This window comes from Peptoniphilus lacrimalis DSM 7455 (genome assembly GCF_000378725.1).
Taxonomy (GTDB): Bacteria; Bacillota; Clostridia; order Tissierellales; family Peptoniphilaceae; genus Peptoniphilus_A; species Peptoniphilus_A lacrimalis.
Genome location: NZ_KB900373.1, coordinates 83794 through 109428, shown reverse-complemented (window position 1 = coordinate 109428; position 25635 = coordinate 83794). Strand labels below are relative to the sequence as shown.

The 25635-nt window shown below is 30.4% G+C and carries 24 protein-coding genes and 1 tRNA gene; 3 read left to right on the top strand and 22 right to left on the bottom strand.

Annotation, left to right across the window (positions count from 1 at the left end):
- Positions 1–15: 15 nt before the first annotated feature.
- Both F594_RS0106890 and F594_RS0106885 read right to left on the bottom strand, forming a co-directional pair.
- Positions 16–1101, bottom strand: coding sequence for a SpoIIE family protein phosphatase (locus tag F594_RS0106890; protein WP_019035029.1), 1086 nt, complete (start codon positions 1099–1101; stop codon positions 16–18).
- Between the two features lie 35 nt (positions 1102–1136).
- Positions 1137–2273 carry a THUMP domain-containing class I SAM-dependent RNA methyltransferase gene (locus tag F594_RS0106885; protein WP_019035028.1) on the bottom strand — a complete coding sequence of 379 codons (1137 nt, stop codon included), beginning with the start codon at positions 2271–2273 and terminating at the stop codon, positions 1137–1139.
- A gap of 129 nt (positions 2274–2402) precedes the next feature.
- On the opposite strand from F594_RS0106885, the gene F594_RS0106880 reads away from it, so the two are divergent.
- From F594_RS0106880 to F594_RS0106870, 3 genes are all read left to right on the top strand, one after another.
- On the top strand, positions 2403–3101 hold the full coding sequence (locus F594_RS0106880; RefSeq protein ID WP_019035027.1) for a hypothetical protein: 699 nt from the start codon (positions 2403–2405) through the stop codon (positions 3099–3101).
- Positions 3102–3440: 339 nt separating this feature from the next.
- Positions 3441–4376 carry a citrulline utilization hydrolase CtlX gene (ctlX, locus tag F594_RS0106875; RefSeq protein ID WP_004826163.1) on the top strand — a complete coding sequence of 312 codons (936 nt, stop codon included), beginning with the start codon at positions 3441–3443 and terminating at the stop codon, positions 4374–4376.
- A 59-nt stretch (positions 4377–4435) separates the two neighbouring features.
- On the top strand, positions 4436–5794 hold the full coding sequence (locus tag F594_RS0106870; protein ID WP_019035025.1) for an alanine/glycine:cation symporter family protein: 1359 nt from the start codon (positions 4436–4438) through the stop codon (positions 5792–5794).
- A gap of 149 nt (positions 5795–5943) precedes the next feature.
- Here F594_RS0106870 and F594_RS0106865 read toward each other — a convergent pair whose 3' ends face one another.
- The 20 genes from F594_RS0106865 to F594_RS0106770 all read right to left on the bottom strand — a co-directional run bounded on the left by F594_RS0106865 (position 5944) and on the right by F594_RS0106770 (position 25502).
- On the bottom strand, positions 5944–6939 hold the full coding sequence (locus F594_RS0106865; RefSeq protein ID WP_009345767.1) for an ABC transporter substrate-binding protein: 996 nt from the start codon (positions 6937–6939) through the stop codon (positions 5944–5946).
- A complete protein-coding gene (locus F594_RS0106860) occupies positions 6936–7634 on the bottom strand; it encodes an ABC transporter ATP-binding protein (protein ID WP_009345798.1) in 699 nt (232 codons plus the stop codon). Before F594_RS0106860 ends, F594_RS0106865 begins: the two co-directional genes overlap by 4 nt.
- Positions 7627–8271 carry an ABC transporter permease gene (locus F594_RS0106855; protein WP_248612683.1) on the bottom strand — a complete coding sequence of 215 codons (645 nt, stop codon included), beginning with the start codon at positions 8269–8271 and terminating at the stop codon, positions 7627–7629. The genes F594_RS0106860 and F594_RS0106855 overlap by 8 nt, the downstream gene beginning before the upstream one ends.
- Before the next feature lie 269 nt (positions 8272–8540).
- Positions 8541–11279, bottom strand: a complete 2739-nt coding sequence (gene secA / locus F594_RS0106850; protein WP_004826179.1) for a preprotein translocase subunit SecA — start codon at positions 11277–11279, stop codon at positions 8541–8543.
- Between the two features lie 135 nt (positions 11280–11414).
- Positions 11415–12530, bottom strand: coding sequence for a 5-methyltetrahydropteroyltriglutamate--homocysteine S-methyltransferase (locus F594_RS0106845; RefSeq protein ID WP_019035024.1), 1116 nt, complete (start codon positions 12528–12530; stop codon positions 11415–11417).
- A 520-nt stretch (positions 12531–13050) separates the two neighbouring features.
- The gene (locus tag F594_RS0106840; protein ID WP_009345775.1) at positions 13051–14181 is read right to left on the bottom strand and encodes an HAD family hydrolase; all 1131 of its coding nucleotides are present in this window, start codon (positions 14179–14181) and stop codon (positions 13051–13053) included.
- 273 nt (positions 14182–14454) lie between these two features.
- Positions 14455–14658: a helix-turn-helix transcriptional regulator gene (locus F594_RS0106835; RefSeq protein WP_019035023.1), complete on the bottom strand. Its 204-nt coding sequence runs from the start codon at positions 14656–14658 to the stop codon at positions 14455–14457.
- A 246-nt stretch (positions 14659–14904) separates the two neighbouring features.
- Positions 14905–15135 carry a glutaredoxin family protein gene (locus F594_RS0106830; RefSeq protein WP_004826155.1) on the bottom strand — a complete coding sequence of 77 codons (231 nt, stop codon included), beginning with the start codon at positions 15133–15135 and terminating at the stop codon, positions 14905–14907.
- A gap of 57 nt (positions 15136–15192) precedes the next feature.
- Entirely contained in the window at positions 15193–15555 is a 363-nt protein-coding gene (locus tag F594_RS0106825; RefSeq protein ID WP_009345791.1) for an ArsR/SmtB family transcription factor, read from the bottom strand.
- Positions 15548–16414, bottom strand: a complete 867-nt coding sequence (gene rsmA / locus F594_RS0106820; RefSeq protein ID WP_009345779.1) for a 16S rRNA (adenine(1518)-N(6)/adenine(1519)-N(6))-dimethyltransferase RsmA — start codon at positions 16412–16414, stop codon at positions 15548–15550. The genes F594_RS0106825 and rsmA overlap by 8 nt, the downstream gene beginning before the upstream one ends.
- On the bottom strand, positions 16398–16955 hold the full coding sequence (rnmV, locus tag F594_RS0106815; protein ID WP_004826147.1) for a ribonuclease M5: 558 nt from the start codon (positions 16953–16955) through the stop codon (positions 16398–16400). Before rnmV ends, rsmA begins: the two co-directional genes overlap by 17 nt.
- Positions 16949–17716: a TatD family hydrolase gene (locus F594_RS0106810; RefSeq protein ID WP_009345747.1), complete on the bottom strand. Its 768-nt coding sequence runs from the start codon at positions 17714–17716 to the stop codon at positions 16949–16951. The genes rnmV and F594_RS0106810 overlap by 7 nt, the downstream gene beginning before the upstream one ends.
- Before the next feature lie 11 nt (positions 17717–17727).
- Positions 17728–19689, bottom strand: a complete 1962-nt coding sequence (metG, locus tag F594_RS0106805) for a methionine--tRNA ligase (protein ID WP_009345744.1) — start codon at positions 19687–19689, stop codon at positions 17728–17730.
- 103 nt (positions 19690–19792) lie between these two features.
- Positions 19793–20770 carry an alpha/beta fold hydrolase gene (locus F594_RS0106800; RefSeq protein WP_009345708.1) on the bottom strand — a complete coding sequence of 326 codons (978 nt, stop codon included), beginning with the start codon at positions 20768–20770 and terminating at the stop codon, positions 19793–19795.
- 83 nt (positions 20771–20853) lie between these two features.
- The gene (locus tag F594_RS0106795; RefSeq protein ID WP_009345718.1) at positions 20854–21576 is read right to left on the bottom strand and encodes an amino acid ABC transporter ATP-binding protein; all 723 of its coding nucleotides are present in this window, start codon (positions 21574–21576) and stop codon (positions 20854–20856) included.
- Positions 21569–22246 carry an amino acid ABC transporter permease gene (locus tag F594_RS0106790; protein WP_004825096.1) on the bottom strand — a complete coding sequence of 226 codons (678 nt, stop codon included), beginning with the start codon at positions 22244–22246 and terminating at the stop codon, positions 21569–21571. The genes F594_RS0106795 and F594_RS0106790 overlap by 8 nt, the downstream gene beginning before the upstream one ends.
- A gap of 62 nt (positions 22247–22308) precedes the next feature.
- Positions 22309–23199, bottom strand: a complete 891-nt coding sequence (locus F594_RS0106785) for a transporter substrate-binding domain-containing protein (RefSeq protein WP_009345740.1) — start codon at positions 23197–23199, stop codon at positions 22309–22311.
- A gap of 116 nt (positions 23200–23315) precedes the next feature.
- Positions 23316–23392, bottom strand: a tRNA-Pro gene (locus tag F594_RS0106780).
- A gap of 78 nt (positions 23393–23470) precedes the next feature.
- Complete coding sequence (locus F594_RS0106775; protein ID WP_009345795.1) at positions 23471–24328, bottom strand: alpha/beta fold hydrolase; 858 nt, start codon at positions 24326–24328, stop codon at positions 23471–23473.
- Complete coding sequence (locus tag F594_RS0106770; RefSeq protein ID WP_009345782.1) at positions 24318–25502, bottom strand: iron-containing alcohol dehydrogenase; 1185 nt, start codon at positions 25500–25502, stop codon at positions 24318–24320. The genes F594_RS0106775 and F594_RS0106770 overlap by 11 nt, the downstream gene beginning before the upstream one ends.
- Positions 25503–25635 lie beyond the last annotated feature (133 nt).

The following is a 25635-nucleotide window of genomic DNA, read 5'->3' as shown; positions in this document are numbered from 1 at the left end:
TATAATTTTTTATTACTACCACACACTCAAGAGAAGTACTGAAATATCATCTGTCTGTGTAATATTCATAAAAGAAAGTAAATTATCTTTCAAAATTGAAAGTTCATCTATGTCATTTTCTAACATTATTTCTTCAGGTCTTTTTAAGCCATAAACCTCTCCTTCAAGATTTCTTGATTCGCTTACTCCATCAGTCATAAATAATATCTTATCTCCAGCGTAAAATTTTGAATTTTCTTCTTTATATTTTGCACTCTTAAAAAATCTTGATATGGGATTTCCTTCAGCGTGAAGATATTCAATTTTTTCTGAAACCTTTAGGGGCAAGGGCAGATGCCCTGCATTAGCATATGTAAAAATACCTTTTTTTATATTGAAAACTCCATAAAAACATGTGAAATAATTTTCAATATCAAGCTTCAAAAGAGAGAATCTGTTTGAAATGGCATCAAGGGTCTTAGCGGGCGATAAGAGTATAAAAATTGGAAGAGTTCTTATTAAAGATTTTATAAACATGGTTACCATAGATGCTGCAAAACCATGCCCTACTGAATCTGAAATATAAACTGCAATATTATCTTCATTTATTTCAAAAACATCAAACATATCGCCTGAAAGCATATTTGAAGGTTTGTAAATATAGTCAATTTTTAAATTTTTTATAAAGCCCTTGTCGGGTAAGACTGTTTTTTGTATTTGTGATGCTGCCATGGTTTCTCTTACCATGAACCTGTTTCTTTCTATTATTTCTCTTTGAAGTCTTCTTTCCACTGTTACATTTCTAAAAACTTCTACCACTCCGATTATTTGTCCCTTTTGACCTAATACTGGAGAGCATTTTACTGAATAGATTGTATCTTTTATTATCTCTTCTCTTTGGACAACTTCTCCAGTTCTTAAGACACTTCTTGTGATATCAGGGTTGAAGATACTCTCATCAATGTCACAGAGCAATTTTTTTCTATCGTAACCAAGAGTTTTTTCCATTGCTTCATTTACAAATATAACTCTTTCATCGGAATCTAAAACTCTAATGGGATCGGCAATTCCATTTAATACTTGATGGTCAATTTTTTGCGAGTATAAATAATCTTCTTCCATAATATCACCTCCAGCTTTATGATTATATCAAATTATCACTTCTTAACAAAGGGTCTAGGACCATAATATTGAAAATAATAGGTTTTTATTTTGCCGTTGTATAACTTTCTTTTTCTGTCGGCTTTTTTGCCAAAATCTTTTTGAAAAGTTTCTGAGCCTGTAATGGCATATAAAGACCAAGTTGGTATAGTCTTATAGAGTCTTCCCAGTTCTCTATTAAGTTCCGGTGCTTCTTTTACGGCAAGCCTTTCTCCATAGGGAGGGTTTGTGATTAAAACTCCATAATTATCCTCAAGATCTAAATTGCGGATATCTTTTTGGAAGAAATTAATATCTTCATCAAGGCCAAGTATGGCTGAATTATTCTTTGCTACTTCTATTGCCTTATAAGATACATCAGATGCATTAATGTTTAGTTTCTTATCATAATCAATTTTTTCATAGCACTTTCTTTTTTCTTCCTTAAATATTTCTTGAGGAATAAAAATAAAATTTTGAAGGTCAAATCTTCTCATAAGTCCAGGGGCTATATTTTTCCCGATCATGGCAGCTTCTATCACTATTGTTCCCGAACCACAAAAAGGATCGGCTAGTGGTCTTTCAGGATTCCAAAAAGAAAGCATAACCATAGATGCGGCTATTGTTTCTGAAATAGGAGCCTTGTAATTAATTTGTCTGTATCCTCTTTTGTGTAAGCCATCTCCTGATGTGTCTATAGCAATTGTGGCTATATCATCAAGTAGAGAAACTTCAATTTTTATTCTCTCATTACTTTTAGAAAACCAGTCTTTTTTATATTTATTTTGTAATTTTTTTATTATTGCCTTTTCAGAAATTCTTTGTATATCTGAAAGAGAAAATAATTTTGATTTATGACTTTTTGCCAGAAGAATAAAGTTTGAATCTTCATTTAAAAAATAAGTCCAATCTATATCGTAAACTTTATCAAAAAGTTCTTCAAAACTTAGAGCCTCAAAAGAGGCAACTACCATAAAAATTCTTTCTGCTGTTCTCAGATTCAAATTCAAAGCACATACATCTTTATATGTTCCTGTTAATTCTATTCTTCCGTCTTGAACTTTTAAATCATTGTATCCCAAATCTAAAAGCTCTCTTTTGCATAGGGCTTCCAATCCAAAATTTGTCGTGGCAATTATTTTAAATTTTTCCATAATTCACCTCTTTTTTATTATACTAAATATTGACAAGGCATAATAGTCTTAAATTTTCTTGACAAGAATTATCCCATATTATACTATTAGCTTTAATAATTAAATTTTATAATAATTAGGGTGATAATTATGTCAAGTTATGATAATAGGAGAAGACCTTATAGGAAAAGAAGGCTCAAGAGAAAGTATGTCATCAGAAGAGCTATCTTTGTTTTCTTTGTTTTTATACTTCTTATGTTTATAGTAAAATCTTGTGGCAGAGGTAAGTCAAATGATAATAAAGAAAATAATTTAAACAATAATTCTGTAAATACTTCTTTACCTGCCAAAGAAACTACCAACAATTCTTCCGATAAGTCACAAGAAAATCACGAAGGAAATTTATCTATAGAAAATGAAAATTTACGAATTTCAGATTTAAGTGTAGAATATGGAACTTATTATACAGACTCAGGAATAGAAAAAGAAAAAAGAATTTTATATGTTCTCGATAACAAAAAAGCCGAGGATGATTTGATTAAGCTTTTAAAAACTTCCATAGAAGGTCAAATTCCTGCAAATTTTGCAAAGGAAGAGTCCTCTGATTCCTATATTAATATTTCTTTAAATCCTAATGATAATCTTTTGATCAAATCAAATGATTTGTTCAAAACTTCTTATGAAGATATTGATGGTTTGTATAAATATATTTATCTGGTAGATAAGTCCCTTGGAAGTGATGGAAAAGTTAAAGCTATATTTATTACAAAAAGTAACTTAAAAGATGATATAGAAAAAATTTTAAAATACAATAACATTGAAGGAAATGAAATGGAAATAGGTCAATAGTAAATAAAAATTTACTATTGATTTTTTTTGCCCTTAATTTGAAGTTGAATAAACTATTAGTTTCACAAAATTTCATATGATCTTTTTAAATAAAATATAGGTGGTAAGAATTAAAAGATATTTTCAAAATGTTTGTAGTCCGATTCATCAGCTTTAAAATTATTTCTTTCTAAAATCATCTAATAATCAATTATAATTATCTATAAGTAATATTTTTAATATAATTTTTATGTGATTTAATCCAATCTAATAAAAAAACGCTTGCAATAACTTTCCCAATATGTTAAATTGAACTTGTTAGAAAGTTGTTTGTTAATAACTTATTAAAATTTTTTATTTATGGGAGGGATTGATATTAAACACACAACAAATGAAGTTGTTATGGTAAGACCTAAGGGATTTTTCTTTAATGCCCAAACAGCTGTAAATAATGCTTACCAACACAATGATGAAGCTGATCTTAACGAAGTACAAAAAAGAGCTTTGGAAGAATTTAATAATTTAAGTGATGCTCTTAAGGCAAAGGGAGTAAAGGTTAATATCCTTGAAGATACTGCTGAACCTAAAACACCAGATTCCATATTTCCAAATAACTGGTTTTCAACTCATGAGGGTGGAATAATGTGCATATATCCTATGTTTGCAGAAAATCGTCAAATGGAAATTACTAAATTTAAGGAAAAGGTTGTTAAAATTTGTAAAGACAAGGCTAAGGATGAAGAATTTTTCAAAATTTTTGATTACAGCGAAAATCATGACAAGAATAAATTTTTAGAAGGTACTGGTTCTATTGTTATTGATAGAAAAAATAAGGTGGCATATTGTTCCCTATCTCCACGTGCCGACAAGAATTTATTTGAAACTTGGTGTAAAGACACAGGTCACGTTGGCGTAGCTTTTGAATCAAGACAAGACGGAAAACTTATATATCATACAAATATAGTAATGGGTATAGGTGAAAAGAAGGCAATCATCTGCCTTGAAGCTGTTGATGAAAAAGATAGACAAAGAGTAAAAGATAAGCTTATCGAAGGTGGCAATGATATTGTCGAACTTACTTTAGAACAAACTAAGGCTTGTGCTGGTAATACTCTTGAGCTTATGGGTTCAGATGGCAAGAGTTTTATAGTTATGAGCAAAATGGCTTACGATAGTCTTGATAAAGATCAAATCAAAAAAATCGAAGAAACTACTGAAATTGTTTGTGTAGATATTTCTACGATTGAATATTACGGCGGAGGTTCTGCACGCTGTATGATTGCGGAGATTTTCTAATTTTTTAGAATCTTAATTTTTAATTTAAAAATAGTCTTTGACTAAAATGGAGGATTTATATGAAATTTCTTGATATTTTAATTAATTTGGCGAACTGGTTTTGGGGACCACCAATCCTAATTTTATTAGTTGGTGGCGGTTTATACCTAACCATACGTTTAGGATTTTTCCAATTTAGGTATTTTGGATACATATTAAAACAAACTTTTGGCGGAATGTTTAAAAAATCTGACGGTGAAGGTTCTGTATCCGCTTTTGCCGCAGCCGCAACTGCCCTTGCTTCCTGTATTGGTGGGGCAAATATTGTTGGTGTTCCTGTTGCCATCGCCTTAGGTGGACCTGGTGCTGTATTTTGGATGTGGGTAACCGCTCTTGTTGGTATGGCAACAAAATTTACAGAAATCACTTTAGGTATAAAATATAGAGAAAAGAACGAAAAGGGAGAATTTGTTGGCGGTGCCATGTATTATCTTAAAAATTCACCCCTTCCATTCTTAGGACCATTATTTGCATTCTTCTTGATGATTGAAATTGCACCTTCTATTTCAACTCAAACTCTTACTTTTATACAAAATGTTGAGCTATTAGGAATCAGTAAATATGTAGGATTAGGAATATTTTTTATTATAGTTGGCGCTATTGTTTTTGGTGGACTTAAAGGCGTTGCAAGATTTTGTGAAATCGCAGTTCCTTTTATGGCAGCTTTTTATATTCTTGGCGGTCTTGTGGTTATCGCTTTTAATTTAAAACACGTTCCCGGAGCTTTCGCTACTATTTTTGCTCACGCATTCTCACCTGCTGCTGCTGTTGGCGGATTCTCAGGAGCTGCCGTTGCACAAGCTATGAGAAATGGTATTGCAAGAGGATGTTATTCTAACGAAGCTGGTATGGGTACTTCAACTATAGCCCATGCAAGTGCTACTGTTGAAATTCCTGCACAACAAGGTTTGTGGGCAGTATTTGAAATTTTTGTTGATACAATTATAGTTTGTACAGTAACTGCAATAGTAGTTTTAGTATCAGGCGTATGGACAGAAATTCCATCTGATTTAGCAGCAACAATGCCTGCTCAAGCTTTCGGAGCAGCCCTAGGCGCAGGATTCGGTTCTACTATAGTTTCAGTTTGTTTATTACTTTTCGTTATAACAACTGTTGTAGCAATAATCTTCTTCGGAGAAAAACAAGCTGAATTTTTATTCGGTCACACTGTAGCAATAATTTGCCGTTGCGTATACATGGTATTTATAGTTCTTGGTGTTGTATTTAACCTAGAAACTGCTTATTCTCTACTTGACTTCTTGCTAGGTCTTGTAGTTATTACAAATATGATAGGTGTACTTCTTATGGGCGGACAAGCCGTTGAAATGAAGAATCAATACTTTAAAGACCCTAAGTACTATCCAAAGGCTAATAAATAGTTAGTAGCTGTTTATATAAAATTTTTCTAAACCCCTGAAAAAATCAGGGGTTTAAAATTTATCTTTTTTAAGTTTTATCGTTTATAAAATTCCTTATAAAAAATATCTGTCAGCTTATAATCACCAACAGATATTTAAAATTATTATTTTTACTTAATGAACATATCCTTTACATCAACTTTATCTTTAATCATTTGAGAATTAAACATAAAGTCTGCTGTCTTTTGAAGACCTTCAACATCCTTATCACTAACTTTTGTATCGAAATTATACTGTGGATACATAGTATCATATGCGTTATCATCAAGTTTTAATTCATTTTTTACAAGTTCCTTAGTTTTATCTGGCTGGTCTTTCATAAAAGATAAAACTTGGTCTTGAGCTTTTTCTAGTGCTTCAATAACATCATGATGTTCCTCATAAAATTTTTGGCTTGTAGCAACACAAATTATAGCTTCAATCAAGCCTTCTCCATCACAAACTTTATGAAATCCTGCTTCTTGTGCCTTATAAGCTGCTGGTCCACCTAAAAGACCAACATCTAAAGAACCATTTTCAAGTCCAGCAAGAGCATCAGGAATTGCCATATTTACAAAATTCACATCTTTAAGAGTCATATTTTTTGTATTCAAATATGCAAGTAAAAGTTCATGCAAATTAGTTCCCATCGGTCCTGCTATTGTTTTTCCCTTTAAATCTTGCGGACTTTTTATAGAGTCATCTTTTGAATATAAGCAAAATGCCTTAGGTGCTCTTGAATACATATTGATAATTTTTATATCTGCTCCTCCGGCATAGGCTGAAACTGCTGATGAGCCTCCAAGGGCATATAAAATATCTACATCCCCTGATGCTAGAGCTTGAGTTTGGTCAGCACCTGATGTAATTTCAGCATAATTTACCGGAAGGCCTAAATTTTCTTCAAAAAATTTATTTTGCTTTTCCACTATTGATGGCACATTTAAAGGGCTTGTAACATAAGTTACGTTTAGCTTTTCTATACTTAATTTTTTATTTGTGTCCTTAGTTTCTTTTTCTTCTGTCTTAACATTTGCTTGATTTTCACTATTCGCTTCTCCTGCAGACTTTTGTCCACAAGCAGTAAGTAAAAGTAGTGATAAAACAAGAACTAATACTTTCTTCATACTACTTCCTCCTCTAAGTCTCTCAAAATTTCTGAGCGTAATTTAGAAATACCAATTTTTTCCATATAAACTTTGTGGTATTTCTTTTTGATTTTTCCCTGATCCATTATTAAAATGACATCAGCTATATTTATTGCCTCTTCAATGGAATGTGTTACAAATAAGACTCCAAAATTATTAAGCTTATAAAGTCTTATAAGTTCTCTTTGGAGATGTAACCTTGTAAAATAATCGAGAGCAGCGAACGGTTCGTCCATCAAAATAAAACCCGCCTTTGTTGCAAGTGCTCTTGCAAGAGATACCCTTGAGCACATACCCCCACTAAGTTCCTTGGGATAAGCTTTTTTAAAATCTCTTAGTCCTATCATATCAATCAGTTCATCTATATTTTTATTATTGACTTCTTGTTTCTTTAAGCCAAAAATAATATTTTCATAAACATTTAGCCATGCCATCAACCTTGGTTCTTGAAATACATAGGATATATTTAGATTTTCTTTTTTTATAATTCCTTTTTCAATTGGAATTAACCCTTTTATAGCTTTAAGTAAAGTAGTCTTTCCACAACCAGATTTACCCAAAACTACACTTATTTTGTCTGATTCAATATTTAAATTTAAGTCCTTTAAAACTTTCACTTTTCTATCTGTGATTTTAAAGCTTACATTTAGATCAGAAATTTCTATTTCATTCATAAATCTCTCTACCTTTTAAAAGTAATTTGCTCATTTTTTTAAACAAATAATCGCATAAATATCCCAATAATCCTATAATAATAATGCCCACAATGACAACATCTGTCTGTGAAAGCGAGCGAGCAAAATTAATCATATAACCAAGACCTGTTGATGAGGCTATCATTTCAGCTCCGATTATTGCTCTATAGGAATATCCAAGCCCAATTCTCATACCGACTAAAATATCGTTTAAAGCGTATGGAAGCCTTATCTTGAAAAATAATTTTAACTTTGAAAAGTTAAAGGCTTTGCCCACCTCAATAAGTTTTACATCAGTCATTTTAAAACCTTTGTTGATGTTTAGATACATCGGAAAAAATGATGCCAAAATAATTATTATTATCTTTGTTTTTTCACCTATTCCAAACCACAATATTAAAAGTGGTATAAGGGAAAGAGGCGGTACGTTTCTTAAAAATTGAATGAGCCAATCAAAATACTTGTCAAAAGACTTAAAAATTAATGACGCAATAGAAAGGAAAAAAGCTAGAAAAAAAGCAATAAAATAGCCTATAAAAACCCTAGTAAGAGATGTTGATACATGGACAAAAAGTGAGCCATCTTTTAACATCTGAAAAAAACTTTCCCAAATCATAGGAAAGGTCGGCAATAAATAAGTGCTATAGATTCCTATTTTTGTTAAAAAATACCAAAGGAAAATTATAGCAAAAAAGCTTATTAGACCCTTAAAGTTTACTTTCAAAATTTAGCCTTCTTTCCAAAAAAGTAGAACTTAAAAAATTTCACTAGTTAATGATAACAAATATTATTAATCATTTCAATAATATCCTAGTATTTTGCTAAGAAATATTTATCAAAAAAATATCTGTCGGCTTTTAATCACCAACAGATATTTAAAATTATTTATTCATTTTTACCACAGCAGTTTTTATATTTTTTACCGCTGCCACATGGACATGGGTCATTTCTTCCAACTTTTTTATTTTTTCTTACAAATGGTTTTTTCTTTCCATCATCAGGATTTACTGTTTCTACTTCTTTTGCAACTCTAACCCTTTTTACTCTTTCAGGATTAATTACATGATAAAGCATCTTCACTGTGTCTTCCTTGATAGATTCATTCATTTGTTCAAACATATCAAAGCCTTCTTCAGCATAAGCACGAACAGGATCTACTTGACCAACAGCTCTAAGACCTATACCCTTACGAAGTTGATCCATTGCATCTATATGATCCATCCATTTGGAGTCTACATTTTTAAGAAGGACTACTCTTTCTACTTCTCTAAATCTTTCATCCCCAAATTCTTCTTCTTTTTCCTTATATTTTTCCGCTGAAGCTTCACTAATATATTCTTTAATATTTTCTATGCTGTCATTTTCATGACCCTTTAAAAATTCTTCAGGAAAATCAAAAGTATCTTCCACAAAATTTTCTAATCCTTCAATATCTAAATGTTTAGTATTGTTGTGGTCAAGTTTATTATAAAAATCAACAGTTTGAGAAATTATATCTTCCTTCATAGCTACGATATCATCTTTGAGATTTTCACCTTCAAGGACTCTAGTTCTTTCTCCATAGATAACTTCTCTTTGCTTATTCATGACATCATCATATTGCAATACATTTTTACGAATTGAGAAGTTGTTTCCTTCAACCTTTCTTTGAGCTGATTCAATTAGCCTTGTCAATATTCCTGCTTCTATAGGTTCATCTTCTGGAGTATCAATTTTTTCCATTGTATTTTTAAACCTATCTCCGGCAAATAGTCTAATTAAATCATCATCACCTGAAATATAAAATCTTGAGGAACCTGGATCTCCTTGACGACCACTACGGCCACGAAGTTGGTTATCAATACGTCTACTTTCGTGTCTTTCTGTACCGATTATATGAAGACCTCCGACTTCAGAAACTTTTTTAGCTTCTTCATCAGTTTCTTTTTTAAATTTTTCAACTAAATTTTGATAATCTTCTCTAGCCTTAATAATTTCTTCATCATCAGTTTTAAAATAAGAATCTGCAAATTCAATCATTTCATCTTCCATGCCACGTTTTTTAAGTTCTTTTTTGGCAAGAAAAGATGGGTTACCACCAAGCACAATATCCGTACCACGGCCAGCCATGTTTGTTGCAATTGTAACTGCACCAAAACGTCCTGCTTGGGCAACAATTTCAGATTCTTGAGCATGTTTCTTAGCATTTAGTACCTTATGCTCAATCCCTGCTCTTTTCAAATATTTAGAAAGTTCTTCTGACTTATCAATTGAAATTGTACCTACTAGAACTGGTTGACCTTTTTTGTGAAGTTCATCTATTTCCCTTGTAACAGCTCTAAATTTAGCAGGTTCATCTCTATAAATAACATCATTATAATCTTTTCTTATAACTTGTTTATTAGTAGGAATTTCCACAACGTCAATATTGTAGATGTCACGGAATTCTCCTTCTTCTGTCATAGCTGTACCAGTCATACCTGAAAGCTTTTTGTACATTCTGAAATAATTTTGGAAAGTTATTGTAGCAAGAGTTTTAGATTCAGCTCTAACTTCTAATCCTTCCTTAGCTTCAATTGCTTGGTGAAGTCCTTCAGAATATCTTCTACCATACATTAGACGACCTGTAAATTCATCAACAATTATAATTTCACCATCATTAACTACATAGTCAATATCTTTTTTCATATTACCCTTAGCTTTTAGGGCTTGATTAATATGGTGAGAAAGTTCCATGTTATCTAAATCAGAAAGGTTATCTATGCCAAAATATTTTTCAGCCTTAGCTACACCCTTGTCAGTAAGAGTTGAAGTCTTGTCCTTTTCATTGATTACATAATCAACAGTTTCTTCTTCAAACTCTCTATTAAATCTTTCAAAATTAGTTTCATCTTCAGTCTTTATTCTTGAAGTTAAAGAATTTACAAAATCTCTAGCTCTGACGTATAAATCTGTTGATTCATCACCTTGACCAGAAATAATAAGAGGAGTTCTCGCTTCATCAATTAAAATTGAATCGACTTCGTCCACGATACAGAAATTAAGAGTTCTTTGCACCCTTTCTTCCTTATAAATAACCATATTATCTCTCAGATAATCAAAACCAAATTCGTTATTAGTACCATAAGTTATATCTGCACCATAAGCTTCTCTTCTTTGGTCGCCATCAAGATCATGAAGTATACATCCAACACTTAAGCCTAAAAATTCATAAACTTTTCCCATCCAGTCATGGTCACGCTTTGCCAAATAATCATTGACTGTTACTACGTGGACACCCTTACCAGTTAAGGCATTTAAATATACAGGTAGAGTTGCCACTAGGGTCTTACCTTCACCAGTTTTCATTTCAGCTATTCTTCCTTGGTGAAGAATTATACCCCCGATAACTTGAACTCTAAAGGGTTTCATTCCAAGCACACGCCATGCTGCTTCTCTAACAACTGCAAAAGCCTCAGGTAATAGTTCATCAAGGCTTTCGCCATTTTTATATCTATCTTTAAATTCTTCAGTCTTAGCTTTTAATTCATCGTCAGATAGTTTTGCAGTTTGGTCTTCAAGATCCATAACTTTATTAACCAGTGGTTCAATCTTTTTTAATTCTCTGTCACTATAGGTTCCAAATATTTTATCTATTAAACCCATCTTACCACTCCTTTATCTCAAATATATATTTTAACATTTAAAATATTTATTTACAAATAAAATGCCATTAAATTACTAAAAACGCAATTTTACATATAAATTATAAAGAGTGGAGAGGTTAAAGTCAACTGTTAATTAGTTATTGAAGGCTTCTTCAGCAATTTCCCAAAGGAGTTTTATTTTTCTCCATTGTTCTTCAATAGTTAAAATATTTCCTTCTTCAGTTGAAGCAAAGCCACATTGAGGGGAAATTGAAATTCTTTCAATAGGAATATATTTACTAGCTTCTTTAATTCTATCAAGAATCTCACCCTTATCTTCAAGCTTAGGAAATTTAGAAGAAATAAGACCAAGTACAACTTTTTTATTGGGACTTACTTTTTTTAAAGGTTCAAATCCGCCGGCTCTTTTTGTATCATATTCTAAATAATAACAGTCCACATTTTCCTTAGCAAAAAGCAAATCAGAAATTTCATCATAAGCACCGCTTGAAGCATAAGAAGAATGATAATTACCCCTACAAACATGAGTAGTAATCAATAAATCATCAGGCAAATCAGAAATAGCCTTGTTATTTATAAGCAATAGTTCATTAACTTCTTTATTAAAATCAATATTTTGCTTTTTCAAATTATCTTGATAATTTTTGTCAACAACCATTCCCCAAGTACAGTCATCAAGTTGAAGGTTTCTGCATCCATTCTTATAAAGATCAAGAATTACATGTTTGTAAGCCTTGGCAATATCATTTATTAACTCATCTCTAGATGGATAAATTTTTTCAATTTCTTCTTTGGGATTTCTGTCAATTTCCTTTAGTAGTTGAGCAGGAGCCGGAATTGTTTGTCTAGCAAAATGGTCCTTATCTTCATATTTCTTGATAAATTTATAATGCTCAACAAAAGGATGATTTTCACCAGAAATTTTTCCTGTAAGTGTAGCTGATTCGGCCCTAGTAACTTCATCATGGAAAATATATCCTTCTTTTACATCAATTTTTTTAACCCCTTGAAGTCCCCAAAAGAAATCAAGATGCCACCAGCTTCTTCTAAATTCACCATCAGTGAAAAACTTTAATCCTATTTCTTTTTCCCTTTCAATTAACTTTTCAATCTCAGTGTCTTCTACCTTCTTTAATTGAGCTTCAGTAATTTTACCAATTTCAAAATCTTCCCTAGCCTTTTTTAAACTATCTGGTCTTAAAAAAGAACCTACTACATCCACTCTAGCAATTTCTAATTTTTTTGTCATTTTGTAATCCTCCTTATTCTTTATGAGAGTTACTTTAAAAAATAAGTATTAGCCTATAAAAAAAGTCCTTGCTGTTAAAAAACAACAAGGACGAAATATTTCCGCGTTACCACCTATTTTGCATAAATGCCACTCTCAAGTACCAACATACTCTAGCTCTGTAACGGGAGCTCCCGTAAATATCTCATATTGATAAATCCTAGAAAAAGACCATGTTCATCAAAGTTCATTTTGCTTCTTTCACCAAACGAAGCTCTCTGTAAAAACTCCCTCCAACTACTCTTCTTTTTATAAAGTTTATATCTTTGGTTGATGTTACATATTCTACTAACTTATAAAATAAATGTCAAGCTTTTTTTCATTTGGTGAAAAATATTTTTTCCCCACTACCTACATAGCCTATAAAATGCGAATAGGTCTATAATATTATATTTATTGTTAAAATAGTCTAAATTAAATTTTTTGATAACCTTTAAGCTAAAAAACTTGTAAGTTTGGAATATAATAATTTAAAATAATTCTATTTTTCTATAAGTTTTCTTATTTTTATTGCAGACTCACTATTAAAATCTCTGCAAATATTTTCAAAAAATTCCTTGATATCCTTATCATTTAAAATATATTTAACTTGACTATTGGATATACCTATTTTTAAAATTCTATCTATTTGACTATCTTTCCAAGTATCAATTTTTTTCATTTCTTTTATGATTTCATGAGTTCGTGAAAAAGTTGAGCTTTCATTTAACTTATCTATCAAATTTTCTCTTTGTCTATGACCCTTGTCTTGATTTTTCCTTGCATCTATTGTTTCACTTAAGCATTTCTCATGGTCCATTTCCAATATTTCATTTATTGCTGTTCTATCAATAATATTTTTCAATAATTTGTCCAAATCAGAACCTTCACTATAATCAGCTTCTGCAAAATATTTTATTCTTTTTTCTTCAATCATATTAAAAACTTTATTTTTAGACTCTTTGCCATGAACACCAATAGAGTATCCTCCATTTGTGAAAACAAGTTTCATACAAGGTATATCCGTATCGCTATCACCTATGTAGACCATATTTCTAAAAGGGACTCTGAGCTTATCATCAGTAAAATAATCATTAACTTTTGGGTCATTAACTTCAACAGCTCCCTTTTCAATTCTAAATAAATATTGAGTTTTGTTAGTATAATTTATACATTGGGCAGGCCAAACTGCAATTCCATCTTTATCAAAATAAAAAGAACTTGCATAAATTTTTTTGAAATATTTTGCAATTTCAGTCCCCTCGATCATCTCTTTAAGTCCTGATGAAATTATGTAATGCTCAACTTTTATGCCCTTTTCTTGACCGTATCTATTGATTCTATCAAACCATGTAAGAACACCAGGGTATAATTCTACCTTAGAACCATAATCTTTTAATGTATCTTTATTAAAAATATGCCTGCCTCTTGATTTTTTAGTCAACATATACATCCAAGCTAAATTTTGATCCATCTCATTATCATCAGCCAATTTATTAGATTCATTCCAAAAATCCTCAACTTCAAGGTCAAAAGATTGAATAAATCCCTGAGCTTGCATATCATTGGGAGAAAGAGTCTTATCAAAATCATAACAAATCGCTAAAACTATATCCTTATTATTTTCTCTCATCCTAAAGTCCTTCCATATAAAAAATTAATTCAATAAAAAACACCATATTAAAAACAATTTCAAAAACTTTTATAATGATTAATTATATCATTAAGCCCATTCGATTAGTATTAATATATTTTCTCATCAGTCAATAATTTAAATATTGGTCTTTAACTACAAATTTTTTAGAATTATTTTTGTATTCTAATAAAAAATAGTGCTGATGATTTCTCACCAACACTATTTTTTCAAACTTTTTAAAAGTTCATTATTTATAAATTAAATGAATTATTATTTATCATCTTCAAATGAATAAAGTTCTTCAACTCCACATTCTAGAAATCTAGCTATTTCAAATGCTTTAGTTAAAGAAGGATTTGAAATTCCTAGTTCCAATTTAGAAATAAATTTAGGCGTAGTTCCTACAGCATTTGCTATTTGCTTTTGAGTTATACCTTTCTTCTTTCTAATTTCTAATATGTTATTTTTTAACATTTTCTTCCCCTCCATTTTTATTTTAAATCAATTTTAAAACTATACCCTATTTTAATATATTTTCACTTTAAAATCTATATTTTATAAGAAGAAAGTCAATATTATGTTTTAAATTTTTATAAAATATAAATTTTAAAAATTTTTCAAACCCATTTATTTATATCAAGAATTAATAATATAAATTAGATTAATATTTTGTTAAAACAAAGGAGCTACACTAAAGTAACTCCATTAATATTAAAATTATTATTTATTTAACAATTCATCCAGTTTATTTTTATCAAAACCTACAACTTCTTGGTCATCAACACATATAACAGGAACACCTGTGTATCCCATTGCCATTAATTCGCTTCTTGCTTCTTTGTCAGTTTGAACATTTTTTTCGTCATATGGAATTTCTCTTTCTTGAAGATATTCCTTAGCCATTTGACAATATGGACAAGTTGTTGAGGTATATACAGTAACTTTTTTCATAATTTCCTCCTTCATATCTAGTATCTTTATCTATTATATTACCCAAAGGCTCATATGTTAATCATTTTTTGATTTTTTATGTTCGGCGTGAGTCTTACCTTGATTAAATATTGAAAGTACATGGTCATCATCTAAGGAATATATTGCCATCCTGCCGACCCTATTAACTTTTATAAGTTGTTGATGTCTTAACAAGGCAAGTTGATGAGATATTGATGATTGGCTCATGGATAAGAGTTCAGAAATATCTGATACGCATAAATCTTTTTTGCTCAGAACATATAGTATTTTTAATCTTGTTGGGTCTGATAAAGTTTTAAAAATTTGTGCTATAAAATTTAAAAGGTCACCATCTTCTGTAAATTTTTTCACATCTTCTATAAAATCTTTATCCAAATCTCCCATTAATTTTTCATCCATTAAATCCTCCAAACTTTAAAACATTAACATAAAGTACCAAAAAATCCTCTAAAGTTAATGACTCTGCCCTTCTTTTTGTATCAATCCCTGAAAGTTCTAAAATTTCTGTTACTTTGTTCTTGTCTAAGTTTAATTGGGACTGACTTAGAGAATTTACAAGGGTTTTTCTTCTTTTAGAAAAAGCTGCTCTTACAATTTTAAAAAATTCTTCCCTATCTATATTAGGTAAATCTCTTTTAACTTCTAATTTACATACTCCAGAATCCACATTTGGTTTTGGCATAAAAACTGTCCTTGGAACTGTAAATTCGTAAAAAGCCTTGCAAAAAAATTGTATAAAAACTGAAAGTGAACCATAATCCTTAGTCTGTGGCTGTGCTGTAAATCTTTTTGCTACTTCCTTTTGAATCATAACATTTATAATTTCAATGTTTTCACTATTTAAGAGTAATTTTTCAATAATTGGTGTTGTTATATAGTAAGGAAGATTTGCCACTACTTTAAAATTTTGACCTTTAAATTCTTCATCAATTAAAGTTTTTAAATCAAGTTTTAAAAAGTCCTTATAAATAATTTTTACATTGTCATAGGGTAGTGTTTCCTCTAACAAATCTTTTAGCCTCTTATCAATTTCTATGCTTACAACTTTTTTTGCTCTCAGGGCTAATTCTTCAGTTAGTGTCCCAATACCTGGACCAATTTCTAATACATTATCAGCTTCACTCACTTCAGCACTGTCTACAATTTTTCTTACAATATTTCCATCTATTAAAAAATTCTGACCCAAGGTTTTTGAAAATCTGAAATTATATTTTTTTAAAATTTCAGATACCCTTTTTGGCTTAAAGAGTCTTTCCATTGTTCACCTCTTCTATAGCTAAATTAAATTCATCTCGGCTTATGCCATAAGAATTTAATTTATTTAAAAGTCCTTTACCATTTGAATATCCAATAGATAGAATATCGCAAAATAATTTTCTTCTTTTTGCAGCATCAGCATGGTCCACAAGCTTATTTTCACGTAAATCTTTAAGAGAATATTCAATTTGTTTTTTGTTTAAAACTGCTCTTGCATTTTCAAGTGCCTTTAAAATATCCTCAGGCTTGGCATTTTCTACACCTATATCTCCGTCTTTTGATGATTTGTCCTGAGAAAGATAAGCGTGCTTTGCATTTGGTAAATGTTTTGCTAAATCTTTTCTTATCTGTGAACCCATATAATCTGAGTCGGTAAAGATAATTATTCTCTTTCTTTTTGAAACTTCTTTCAACTGATTTATTAATTTATAACCGTAGCCAAAGCCATGGGTCGTGATTATTTGACAATCACATGCCCTTTTTATTGCGGCTACGTCATCTTTTCCTTCAACGACAATAACATCGTCAATATGTTTTAACATATGTTGTAAAACCTCTTAGTGTTTTCATCTGTAACCTTAACAAGATCAGATTTAGATATGCCCCTCAAATCAGCAATATATTCTGCCACTATATTTACATATTTAGGTTCATTTCTTTTTCCTCTATAAGGGACAGGTGTCATATATGGACAATCTGTTTCAAGTAAAAGTCTATCCAAAGGCACAATTTTTGCAACTTCCTTACGGATTTTTGAATTTTTAAATGTTACGGCTCCGCCAAGAGAAATATAATCTCCAAGTCTTAAATATTCTTTAAGCATCTCTAGTGATTGAGAATAGCAATGAATCACTGCTTTGAATTCATATTTATCATGAGCTTCTTTTAATATATCAAAAGTATCTTGTGATGCATCTCTAGAATGCACCACAACATTTTTTCTAAGTTCATGTGCCAACTTTAGCTGTCTTTTAAATACCTCTTTTTGTATATGCCTTGGCGAATTGTCATAATAATAATCAAGGCCAATTTCTCCAACAGCGACAACTTTTTTCTCTTGAGCTAAAATTTTTAAAGTTTCTTCAACTTCATCAGTATAAGTTATAGCATCATGAGGATGCACACCAACAGTTGCATATATATTTTCATAGGTTTTTGCCAATTCTTGCGAAGTTTTTGAAGACTTCAAATCGCAAGCAATATTAACAATAAAATCTATTCCATTTTCATAAAGAGCATTTATTACTTGATCCCTATCATCGTCAAAGGCCTCATCGTCTAAATGCGCATGTGAATCTATCAAATTTTCACCTCTTAAGAAATTTTTGCTCCATCAACTAAATCTTCTAAGGTTGAAGCTATGGATAATTTTCCATTTTCATCTTCTGCTGCAAGAAGCATTCCCTTAGATTCAATTCCTCTGAATTTTTTAGCCTTTAAGTTACATAAAACTAAAATCTTTTTGCCTGTTAATTCTTCTTTAGTGTATTTATCTTTAATATTTGAAACGATAACTCTTCTGCTATTACCTATTTTTAAATGAAGAAGATATAATTTATCGGCATTTGGATGGTCCTCTACAGATTCAACATAGGCAAGTCTAATGTCAAGCTTTGCAAAATCATCCAAACTTATTTCATCTTTAAATTTTTCATCAGTATCCTTATTAGCTGATGAATTTTCTAAGGCTCTTGATTCCATTAATTTTTTATTTTCATCATCAAGTTTTTCAATTTCTTCTTTTATATCAAGTCTTGGGAAAATAATTTGACCCTTATTAACTTTTGTAGCGTTTGGAATCAATCCCCACTTTTGAGAGCTTTCCCAATCCACTTTTTCTTCTAATCCTAATTGCCTTATAATTTCCTTAGAGGTATTTGTTATAAAAGGATTAATTAAAACTGATATTATTCTTAATGATTCGGCTAAATTATATAAAACTGTATTCAACCTATCTTTGTTTTTTTCATCTTTAGCTAAAATCCATGGAGTAGTTTCATCTACATATTTATTGGAACGTCTGATAAGTTTCCAAATTTCTTCAAGGGCAACATTAAATTTAAAATGTTCCATAGCTTCTTCAACTTTTGCCTTAACAGAAATAGCCATGTTTTCTAAGTCCTTATCTATTTCTTCTTCTCTATTAGGTTTTTCAATTATTCCGTCATTATATTTAGTAATCATAGAAACGGTTCTGGATAATAAATTGCCAAGATCATTTGCAAGGTCTGAATTTAATCTTTGCATGAATTTTTCCTTAGTAAAGGAACCGTCAGACCCGAAAGAAAATTCACGAAGTAAAAAGTATTTTAAAGCGTCTACTCCGTATAATTTTATTATAGGTTCAGGATAAACAACATTGCCTTTAGATTTACTCATCTTGTCATTATCAAATAAAATCCATCCGTGACCAAAAATTTTCTTTGGTAGAGGCAAATCAAGCGCCATTAAAAGTGCAGGCCAAATTAAAGCATGAAATCTAAAAATTTCTTTTCCTACTAAATGCACATCAGCAGGCCAAAATTCATTAAATTTTTCCTTATCAGTACCAAATTCTATAGCTGAAAGATAGCACAAAAGTGCATCTATCCAAACATAAATTACGTGTTTGTTATCAAAAGGAACTTGAACTCCCCATGTCAGAGAGGAACGTGAAACAGATAAGTCTTCAAGTCCTTCAGCACTTTCAATAAAATTTTTAATTAATTCATTTTTTCTGAAGGCTGGTTCTGTAAACTCTTCATTATTATTTAACAAATCAAGAAGTTTGTCTTTATATTTTGAAAGTCTAAAAAAATAAGATTCTTCTTTTGTTAATTGAGTAACTCTGCCGCAATCAGGACAAGCATGGTCATCACCAACTTGAGCCTGTGTCCAAAAGGATTCACAGGGTGTGCAGTAGTATCCTTCATATTCGCCCTTATAAATATCGCCCTTATCGTATAATTTTTTAAATAAATCCTGAACATCTTTTTCATGTTGAGCATCTGTTGATCTTATAAAAGCATCATATTGTATGTCTAAACTTTCCCATAATTTTTTTATATTTGCTACTATTTTATCAACATAAGCCTTTGGCTCCATTCCTGCTTCTTGAGCCTTTGTTGCAATTTTTTGTCCGTGTTCATCAGTACCTGTTGTGAAAAAAACATTATAACCTTGTAATTCTTTAAATCTTTTTATACAATCAGCCGCCACAGTACAATAAGTATGTCCTATGTGTAAATTGTCGCTGGGATAATATATAGGTGTTGTTAAGTAAAAATTTTTCTTCATAATCCCTCCAAAATTTTAACCTCTTCTATTTTAAGTAATCTTTTCTAAATGATAATTATAGCATTGCAAGCCTTAATTATCAAGTTTGTGCCATTTTGCACGACTAGGAATTAAAAAATTCTTCAATAATTTTAAATACATCCTCTTTATTATTTTCTCTTAAAACTTCATGTTTCATATGAGGCATGATAAAATATGACACATTTTTATAACCTATCTTTTTTAAAGTTTTTATTGTATCCATAAGACCTTTTTTCCCTCCAACAACTTGGTCACAATCACCAGTTATTGATAAAATCTTAAGGTCCTTATTTTTTAGCTTATAAGCCCTATAATTTTTTAATTCTTTCATTGCATGAAAAACCGTTAAGTATCCCCTATTTGTGAAAGATTCAAGCATCAATTTATCATTCTTAGCTTCCATGAGATTTTCTTCATTAAAAGATAACCAACCTTCTGACATACCTGAAGAATAAAGCTTTTTTAAAATCTTTGAATTTCCATAAAATCCCATATAAAAATTAATAATGTTTCCCACAAATATTGCAAAATATACTAAAGGATTATAGGTAACTGTTCCAGTTAGTACCAGTTTTTTTATCCTGTAGTCATAATTTTTCAAAAAATTTCTTGCAATCATTGAACCCATAGAATGACCAATCATGTATATATCTTTATCACTAAGACTTTTTATATAATCATTTATGACTAATTGATCATCAATGACTTGGTCTAGGAAATTTATATGCCCCAATGGATATTTTTTATTTACTGATTCACCATGACCCCTGTTGTCAGAAATTACAACACTATAACCTTTTTTGTTTAAAAATTTTATCAAATCCATGTAGCGTTCTTTATGTTCCAAAGCCCCATGAACAATTTGAACCACAGCCTTAGGATCTGGAACTTTATAAATTTTTCCATGAATATATAAATTATCTAAGCATAAAAGCTTAAAATCTTCTCCATTTGCAATCGCCTCCCAAGCATACCTTTTACTTTTTTTGTCGGAAAGGAAAAAATAAGCTTGAGGAATAAATAAAATTATAAGTATTAAAACAATTATTTTCACAAACATAATATCATCTCATTTTCATTTTATCATTAAATAAAAATTTTTAAAAAAAATGTTTCAAATATAAATATCTGAAACATTAAAATTTATAAAACTTTTGCTAAAAATGATTTTGTTCTCTCTTCTTTTGGATTTTGGAAAACCTCTTTAGGCGCTCCTCTTTCAATAATTTGTCCCTGATCCATAAATAAGATTCTATTTCCAACTTCTCTAGCAAATCCCATTTCGTGAGTTACAACAACCATTGTCATGCCATCTTTTGCTAAATCTTTCATTAAATCTAAAACTTCTCCAACCATTTCAGGATCAAGAGCTGATGTTGGTTCATCAAATAACATAACTTTCGGATTCATTGCCAAAGCTCTTGCAATAGCAATTCTTTGTTTTTGTCCCCCGGATAATTCTGAAGGATAAGAATTTTCTTTATCTGGAAGTCCAACTCTTTGTAAAAGTTTTTTTGCAATTTCTTTTGCTTCATCTTCCTTCATATTTTTTACAAGTTTTGGAGCAAGGGTAATATTATCAATAATATTTAAGTTGTTAAAAAGATTAAAAGATTGAAAAACCATCCCCATCTCTTCACGCACCTTGTTTATATCAATATTTTTATCTGTGATGTTTTTTCCTTCAAAAAATATAGAGCCTGATGTCGGTCTTTCCAAAAGATTTAAGCATCTGAGAAAAGTTGATTTACCAGAGCCTGAAGGTCCTATTACTACAAGAACTTCTCCATCTTTTATCTCTTCATTTATGCCCTTTAAAACATCAAGGTTTCCGAAAGATTTTTTCAAATTTTCAACCTTAATCATTTGATAGCCTCCTTTCCAATACTTGCAAAGCTTTTGAAAGTGAATAAGTCATAATAAAATAAATAATTGCTGCATAAATAAATGGTCTTACAGCTTGATAAGTAGCTGAAGCAATAGACTTTCCTGAATACATAAGTTCTGCAACTCCAACAGTATAAACTATTGAAGATTCCTTAATCAAAGTAATAAATTCATTTACAAGAGCCGGTAAAATATTTTTTACTGCCTGAGGCAAAATAATTTTTCTCATGGCTTGGCTTCTTGTAAGTCCCAATGACCTTGCTGCCTCCATCTGTCCATTGTCAACTGAATTTATCCCACTTCTTATAATTTCAGCAACATAAGCTGCAGAATTTAGAGAAATTGATAATGCACACAAAAGCATAGGAGCTTTCAAATATGGTAGAGAATCTGGAATTATTTTTTTTAGTCCAAAGTAAACTATCATAATTTGCACAAGCATCGGAGTTCCTCTGACAATTTCAATGTAGGCACTTGCGATAAATTTTAATAATTTATTTTTAGAGATTTTCATAAGTGCCAAAACAATTCCTATTGTCAAACCTAAAATTACACCAATTAAAGAAAGTTTGATGGTAACACCTGCCCCTTTTAAATAAGCAGGTAAAAAAGTTTTTATGAAATTAATTTGTGAATTTATAAAATTCATATTACCTCCTAAATGATAAAAATAGATAAAAAGAAAAATCCCTACATAGTAGGGAATTCTTCTTACTTATTACCTTCTTCAACTTCTTGGTGAGAAAGTTCTATATTCTCATCAAGCCAAGTATCAACTTTGCCTGAATCTTTTAATTCGCTAACTATTTTTGTAACTTCATCTAATAGTGTTTGATTTCCTTTTTTAATTGCTACTGAAAATCCTTTTTCCTTTGGAGCTCCAATATCTTCAATAAATGCAAGATCTTTGTTTAAATAAGCAAATTCTTTTGCTGGGAGTTCTGATAAGAAAAGGGCATCTACAGATTTATTTTTCAATTGTTCAATAAGGACATTATTTAAATCATAACCTTGAACATCACTTCCAAATTTTTCTTCTGCGAAAGTTTGTTGAACTGTATTTAGTTGAGTTCCAATTTTATGTCCTTTTAAATCATCAAGAGTTTTAAATTTGTCTTTATCTTCAGCTCTAACTACAAGACTTTGTCCACCTGAATAATAAGGCGCTGAAAAATCAACTTCTTTCTTACGTTCATCACTAGCTTCCATTCCTGCAATAATCATATCAACATCACCTGCATTAAGTGAAGTGATTAGACCTTCAAATGCCATGTTTTTAATTTCTAGTTTTACACCTAAAGAATCTGCAATTGCTTTTGCAATTTCAATATCAAGACCCTTATAAGATTCTCCTCCATCTTTATAGGAAACCCATTCAAGTGGTGGGAAATCTGCACTTGTTCCTAAAACAATCTTTCCCTTGGTTTTAATATCTTCAAGAGAAGAGTCACTTGCCTCTTTATTTGCCTCTGTATTTTCTTGTTTAGCATTTTTTGCAGCTTCATTGATTGCCTTGTTTGCATTTTCTTGGCTGCCTGAACAAGCAACTAAGGTAAATACGAGGGCTAAAAGTGAGATGACCATAAATACTTTCTTCATCATATTTCCTCCTATTTTTCACTGAATAATTATTCATAATTATAAACTAATAAAAATATAAAAGCAACGAAAATTTAGGAAAATGAAAATAAAAAAAAGGCTTTGCAGCCTATAAAAAATGGTCGGGGTGAAAGGATTTGAACCTTCGACCCCATGGTCCCAAACCATGTGCGCTACCAAACTGCGCTACACCCCGACGACTTTTATATTATACAAGTTATTTTAAAAAAATGCAAATCTTTTTTTAAAATTTTCAATATAAAAGTTTATATTTTTATTTTTTTATATATAAAAGCTCTAAAAATTCAGCTTTTTGGTCTATAAAAGGTGCATGACCTGATTTATTAAATTTTATAAATTTTGCCTTAAAATTAAAATCTTCTAGAATTTCCTCTGTATCTTCTTGACTTACGATTTTATCATAAGCTCCCCATATAACTTTAATTGGAATTTTATTTTCTTTTAAAACTGATTTATCCATTCTAAAATTAGTCATAGCTTCCCAAAAATCTAAATTATTTCTTTGTAAAAGCATTTCTTGTGCAATTTTTTTCAAAAATAATTCTTTTGGTCTTGTAAAATTAAATAAATACTTAGAAAAATATTTTTCAGCTTCATAATAGGATGGTATGAAATTTTCAATCTTTTGGTATGGATTTAAATTATTTGTATAAAAATCTATCATAGGAAATAAATTTCTTGTATATTCATTTATATCAAGAAATATCCTATAGGGGGAATCATATCCCCTTGTGGATATAGAATCCACAAGGTAAATTTCATTCAAATATCCCCTCAGTTCTTTTAAAGTTTCCATGGCAACAGCACCACCTGCAGACCACGCAATTATTGTTAGATTTTTAAGATTAAGCTTACGTACAAATTCCACTACATCTCTTGCGTAGGTTTTCATTTGCCTAGCAGGAGTTTTATAGCTTGACCTTCCAAAACCTCTTAAATCAAGACCGTAAACATTATAAATTTCCTTACAGCTTTGATAAATATCTGTCCATATATAAGATGTAGCATAGTTTCCATGAATAAATAATAAATTTTTACTATTGTTTACATTTTTCTTATATGTGTAAAAAATATCTTCTCCGCTTGATAGTCTTAAAAAATTAGTATTCATCTTTCATAGATGCCTTATAAATTTGGACAACATCTTTTGCCTCTAAAGGCACAACTCCTCCAACATATCCATTTGATCTTTTTGCTTGTTTTTCTGCCATTTCTTCAAAATATTCATCAGTAATATTAAGCTCTTCAAGGCTCATTGGCAAGTTTAAATCATCCTTGAAAAATTTATATAAGGCTTCAATTCCCTTTTTAGCATTTTCCCTATAATTATTAGTATCTTCAACATCAAAAACATTTATTGCAAAATCGCTTAGCATTTTTTCTGTTTTTTCATTTAAAATATAATTTAAAAATCTTGGTGTCAAAATTGCAAGGCCCACTCCGTGAGTTATATCGTAATAAGCAGAAAGTTCATGTTCCATAGAATGAACAGTCCAGGAAGTATTTTTACCTTTGTTAAGTAAACCATTTATCGCCCACGCACTTGCCCATAAAATATTTGCACGAGCATTATAATTTGTTGGTTCTTTAAGAGCTATAGGACCAAATTTTATGCATGTTTTTAAAATCCCTTCAGCAATTTTATTTTGTAAATAACAACCATCATCTATGCTGAAATAATTTTCCATTGTATGACTCATAATATCTGCAACTCCTGATGCTGTTTGGTAGGGACTTACAGAATATGTAAATTCCGGATTTTCTATTGCAAAACATGGCACTAAAAGAGGACTTGAAAAAGATAATTTTTCCTTGGTTTGTGGATTGGAAACAACTCCAATAGAATCCATTTCTGAGCCTGTTGCTGCGATAGTTAAAATTACACCAATTTTTAAGGCTTTTTCAATTTTTACTTCTTTTTTTATAATCTTCCATGGATCCTTATCTGTAAATACTGCACAAGCTAAAAGTTTAGCTGTATCAATCACCGAACCTCCTCCAATAGCCAAAATAAAATCTAATTTATTTTCCCTAATAATTTCAAGACCTTCTCTGACCTTGTCTACTCTTGGATTAGGCTTTATTGCTGAAAGTTCCTTATAAAAAATATTATTTTCATCTAATAGAGAAATAACTTTGTCATAAATACCTATTTTTTTAATAGAACCTCCACCATAGCATATTAGAACTCTTGAGCCATTTTCTAAAATTTTTTCAGGTAAATATTTTAATTGGTCTTTACCAAATAAAATTTCTGTTTTTACTGAAAAATTAAAATCATACATAACAATACCTCTTTATCTTTTAAATAAATTTTTTCATTAAAAAGAAGAGTTCACAGACTCTTCTTCAGAATTTACTTTAATACAAATTTTTGTTGCCTATTAAATAGACCAAGTTGTGAACAAAACTATAATT

What these genes read in the sequence shown, in the direction of transcription:
- F594_RS0106890 (WP_019035029.1), bottom strand. Translation starts at nt 1,101, where the DNA reads ATGGAAGAAGATTATTTATACTCGCAAAAAATTGACCATCAAGTATTA.
- F594_RS0106885 (WP_019035028.1), bottom strand. Translation starts at nt 2,273, where the DNA reads ATGGAAAAATTTAAAATAATTGCCACGACAAATTTTGGATTGGAAGCC.
- F594_RS0106880 (WP_019035027.1), top strand. Translation starts at nt 2,403, where the DNA reads ATGTCAAGTTATGATAATAGGAGAAGACCTTATAGGAAAAGAAGGCTC.
- ctlX (WP_004826163.1), top strand. Translation starts at nt 3,441, where the DNA reads ATGGGAGGGATTGATATTAAACACACAACAAATGAAGTTGTTATGGTA.
- F594_RS0106870 (WP_019035025.1), top strand. Translation starts at nt 4,436, where the DNA reads ATGAAATTTCTTGATATTTTAATTAATTTGGCGAACTGGTTTTGGGGA.
- F594_RS0106865 (WP_009345767.1), bottom strand. Translation starts at nt 6,939, where the DNA reads ATGAAGAAAGTATTAGTTCTTGTTTTATCACTACTTTTACTTACTGCT.
- F594_RS0106860 (WP_009345798.1), bottom strand. Translation starts at nt 7,634, where the DNA reads ATGAATGAAATAGAAATTTCTGATCTAAATGTAAGCTTTAAAATCACA.
- F594_RS0106855 (WP_248612683.1), bottom strand. Translation starts at nt 8,271, where the DNA reads ATGATTTGGGAAAGTTTTTTTCAGATGTTAAAAGATGGCTCACTTTTT.
- secA (WP_004826179.1), bottom strand. Translation starts at nt 11,279, where the DNA reads ATGGGTTTAATAGATAAAATATTTGGAACCTATAGTGACAGAGAATTA.
- F594_RS0106845 (WP_019035024.1), bottom strand. Translation starts at nt 12,530, where the DNA reads ATGACAAAAAAATTAGAAATTGCTAGAGTGGATGTAGTAGGTTCTTTT.
- F594_RS0106840 (WP_009345775.1), bottom strand. Translation starts at nt 14,181, where the DNA reads ATGAGAGAAAATAATAAGGATATAGTTTTAGCGATTTGTTATGATTTT.
- F594_RS0106835 (WP_019035023.1), bottom strand. Translation starts at nt 14,658, where the DNA reads ATGTTAAAAAATAACATATTAGAAATTAGAAAGAAGAAAGGTATAACT.
- F594_RS0106830 (WP_004826155.1), bottom strand. Translation starts at nt 15,135, where the DNA reads ATGAAAAAAGTTACTGTATATACCTCAACAACTTGTCCATATTGTCAA.
- F594_RS0106825 (WP_009345791.1), bottom strand. Translation starts at nt 15,555, where the DNA reads ATGGATGAAAAATTAATGGGAGATTTGGATAAAGATTTTATAGAAGAT.
- rsmA (WP_009345779.1), bottom strand. Translation starts at nt 16,414, where the DNA reads ATGGAAAGACTCTTTAAGCCAAAAAGGGTATCTGAAATTTTAAAAAAA.
- rnmV (WP_004826147.1), bottom strand. Translation starts at nt 16,955, where the DNA reads ATGTTAAAACATATTGACGATGTTATTGTCGTTGAAGGAAAAGATGAC.
- metG (WP_009345744.1), bottom strand. Translation starts at nt 19,689, where the DNA reads ATGAAGAAAAATTTTTACTTAACAACACCTATATATTATCCCAGCGAC.
- F594_RS0106800 (WP_009345708.1), bottom strand. Translation starts at nt 20,770, where the DNA reads ATGTTTGTGAAAATAATTGTTTTAATACTTATAATTTTATTTATTCCT.
- F594_RS0106795 (WP_009345718.1), bottom strand. Translation starts at nt 21,576, where the DNA reads ATGATTAAGGTTGAAAATTTGAAAAAATCTTTCGGAAACCTTGATGTT.
- F594_RS0106790 (WP_004825096.1), bottom strand. Translation starts at nt 22,246, where the DNA reads ATGAATTTTATAAATTCACAAATTAATTTCATAAAAACTTTTTTACCT.
- F594_RS0106785 (WP_009345740.1), bottom strand. Translation starts at nt 23,199, where the DNA reads ATGATGAAGAAAGTATTTATGGTCATCTCACTTTTAGCCCTCGTATTT.
- F594_RS0106775 (WP_009345795.1), bottom strand. Translation starts at nt 24,328, where the DNA reads ATGAATACTAATTTTTTAAGACTATCAAGCGGAGAAGATATTTTTTAC.
- F594_RS0106770 (WP_009345782.1), bottom strand. Translation starts at nt 25,502, where the DNA reads ATGTATGATTTTAATTTTTCAGTAAAAACAGAAATTTTATTTGGTAAA.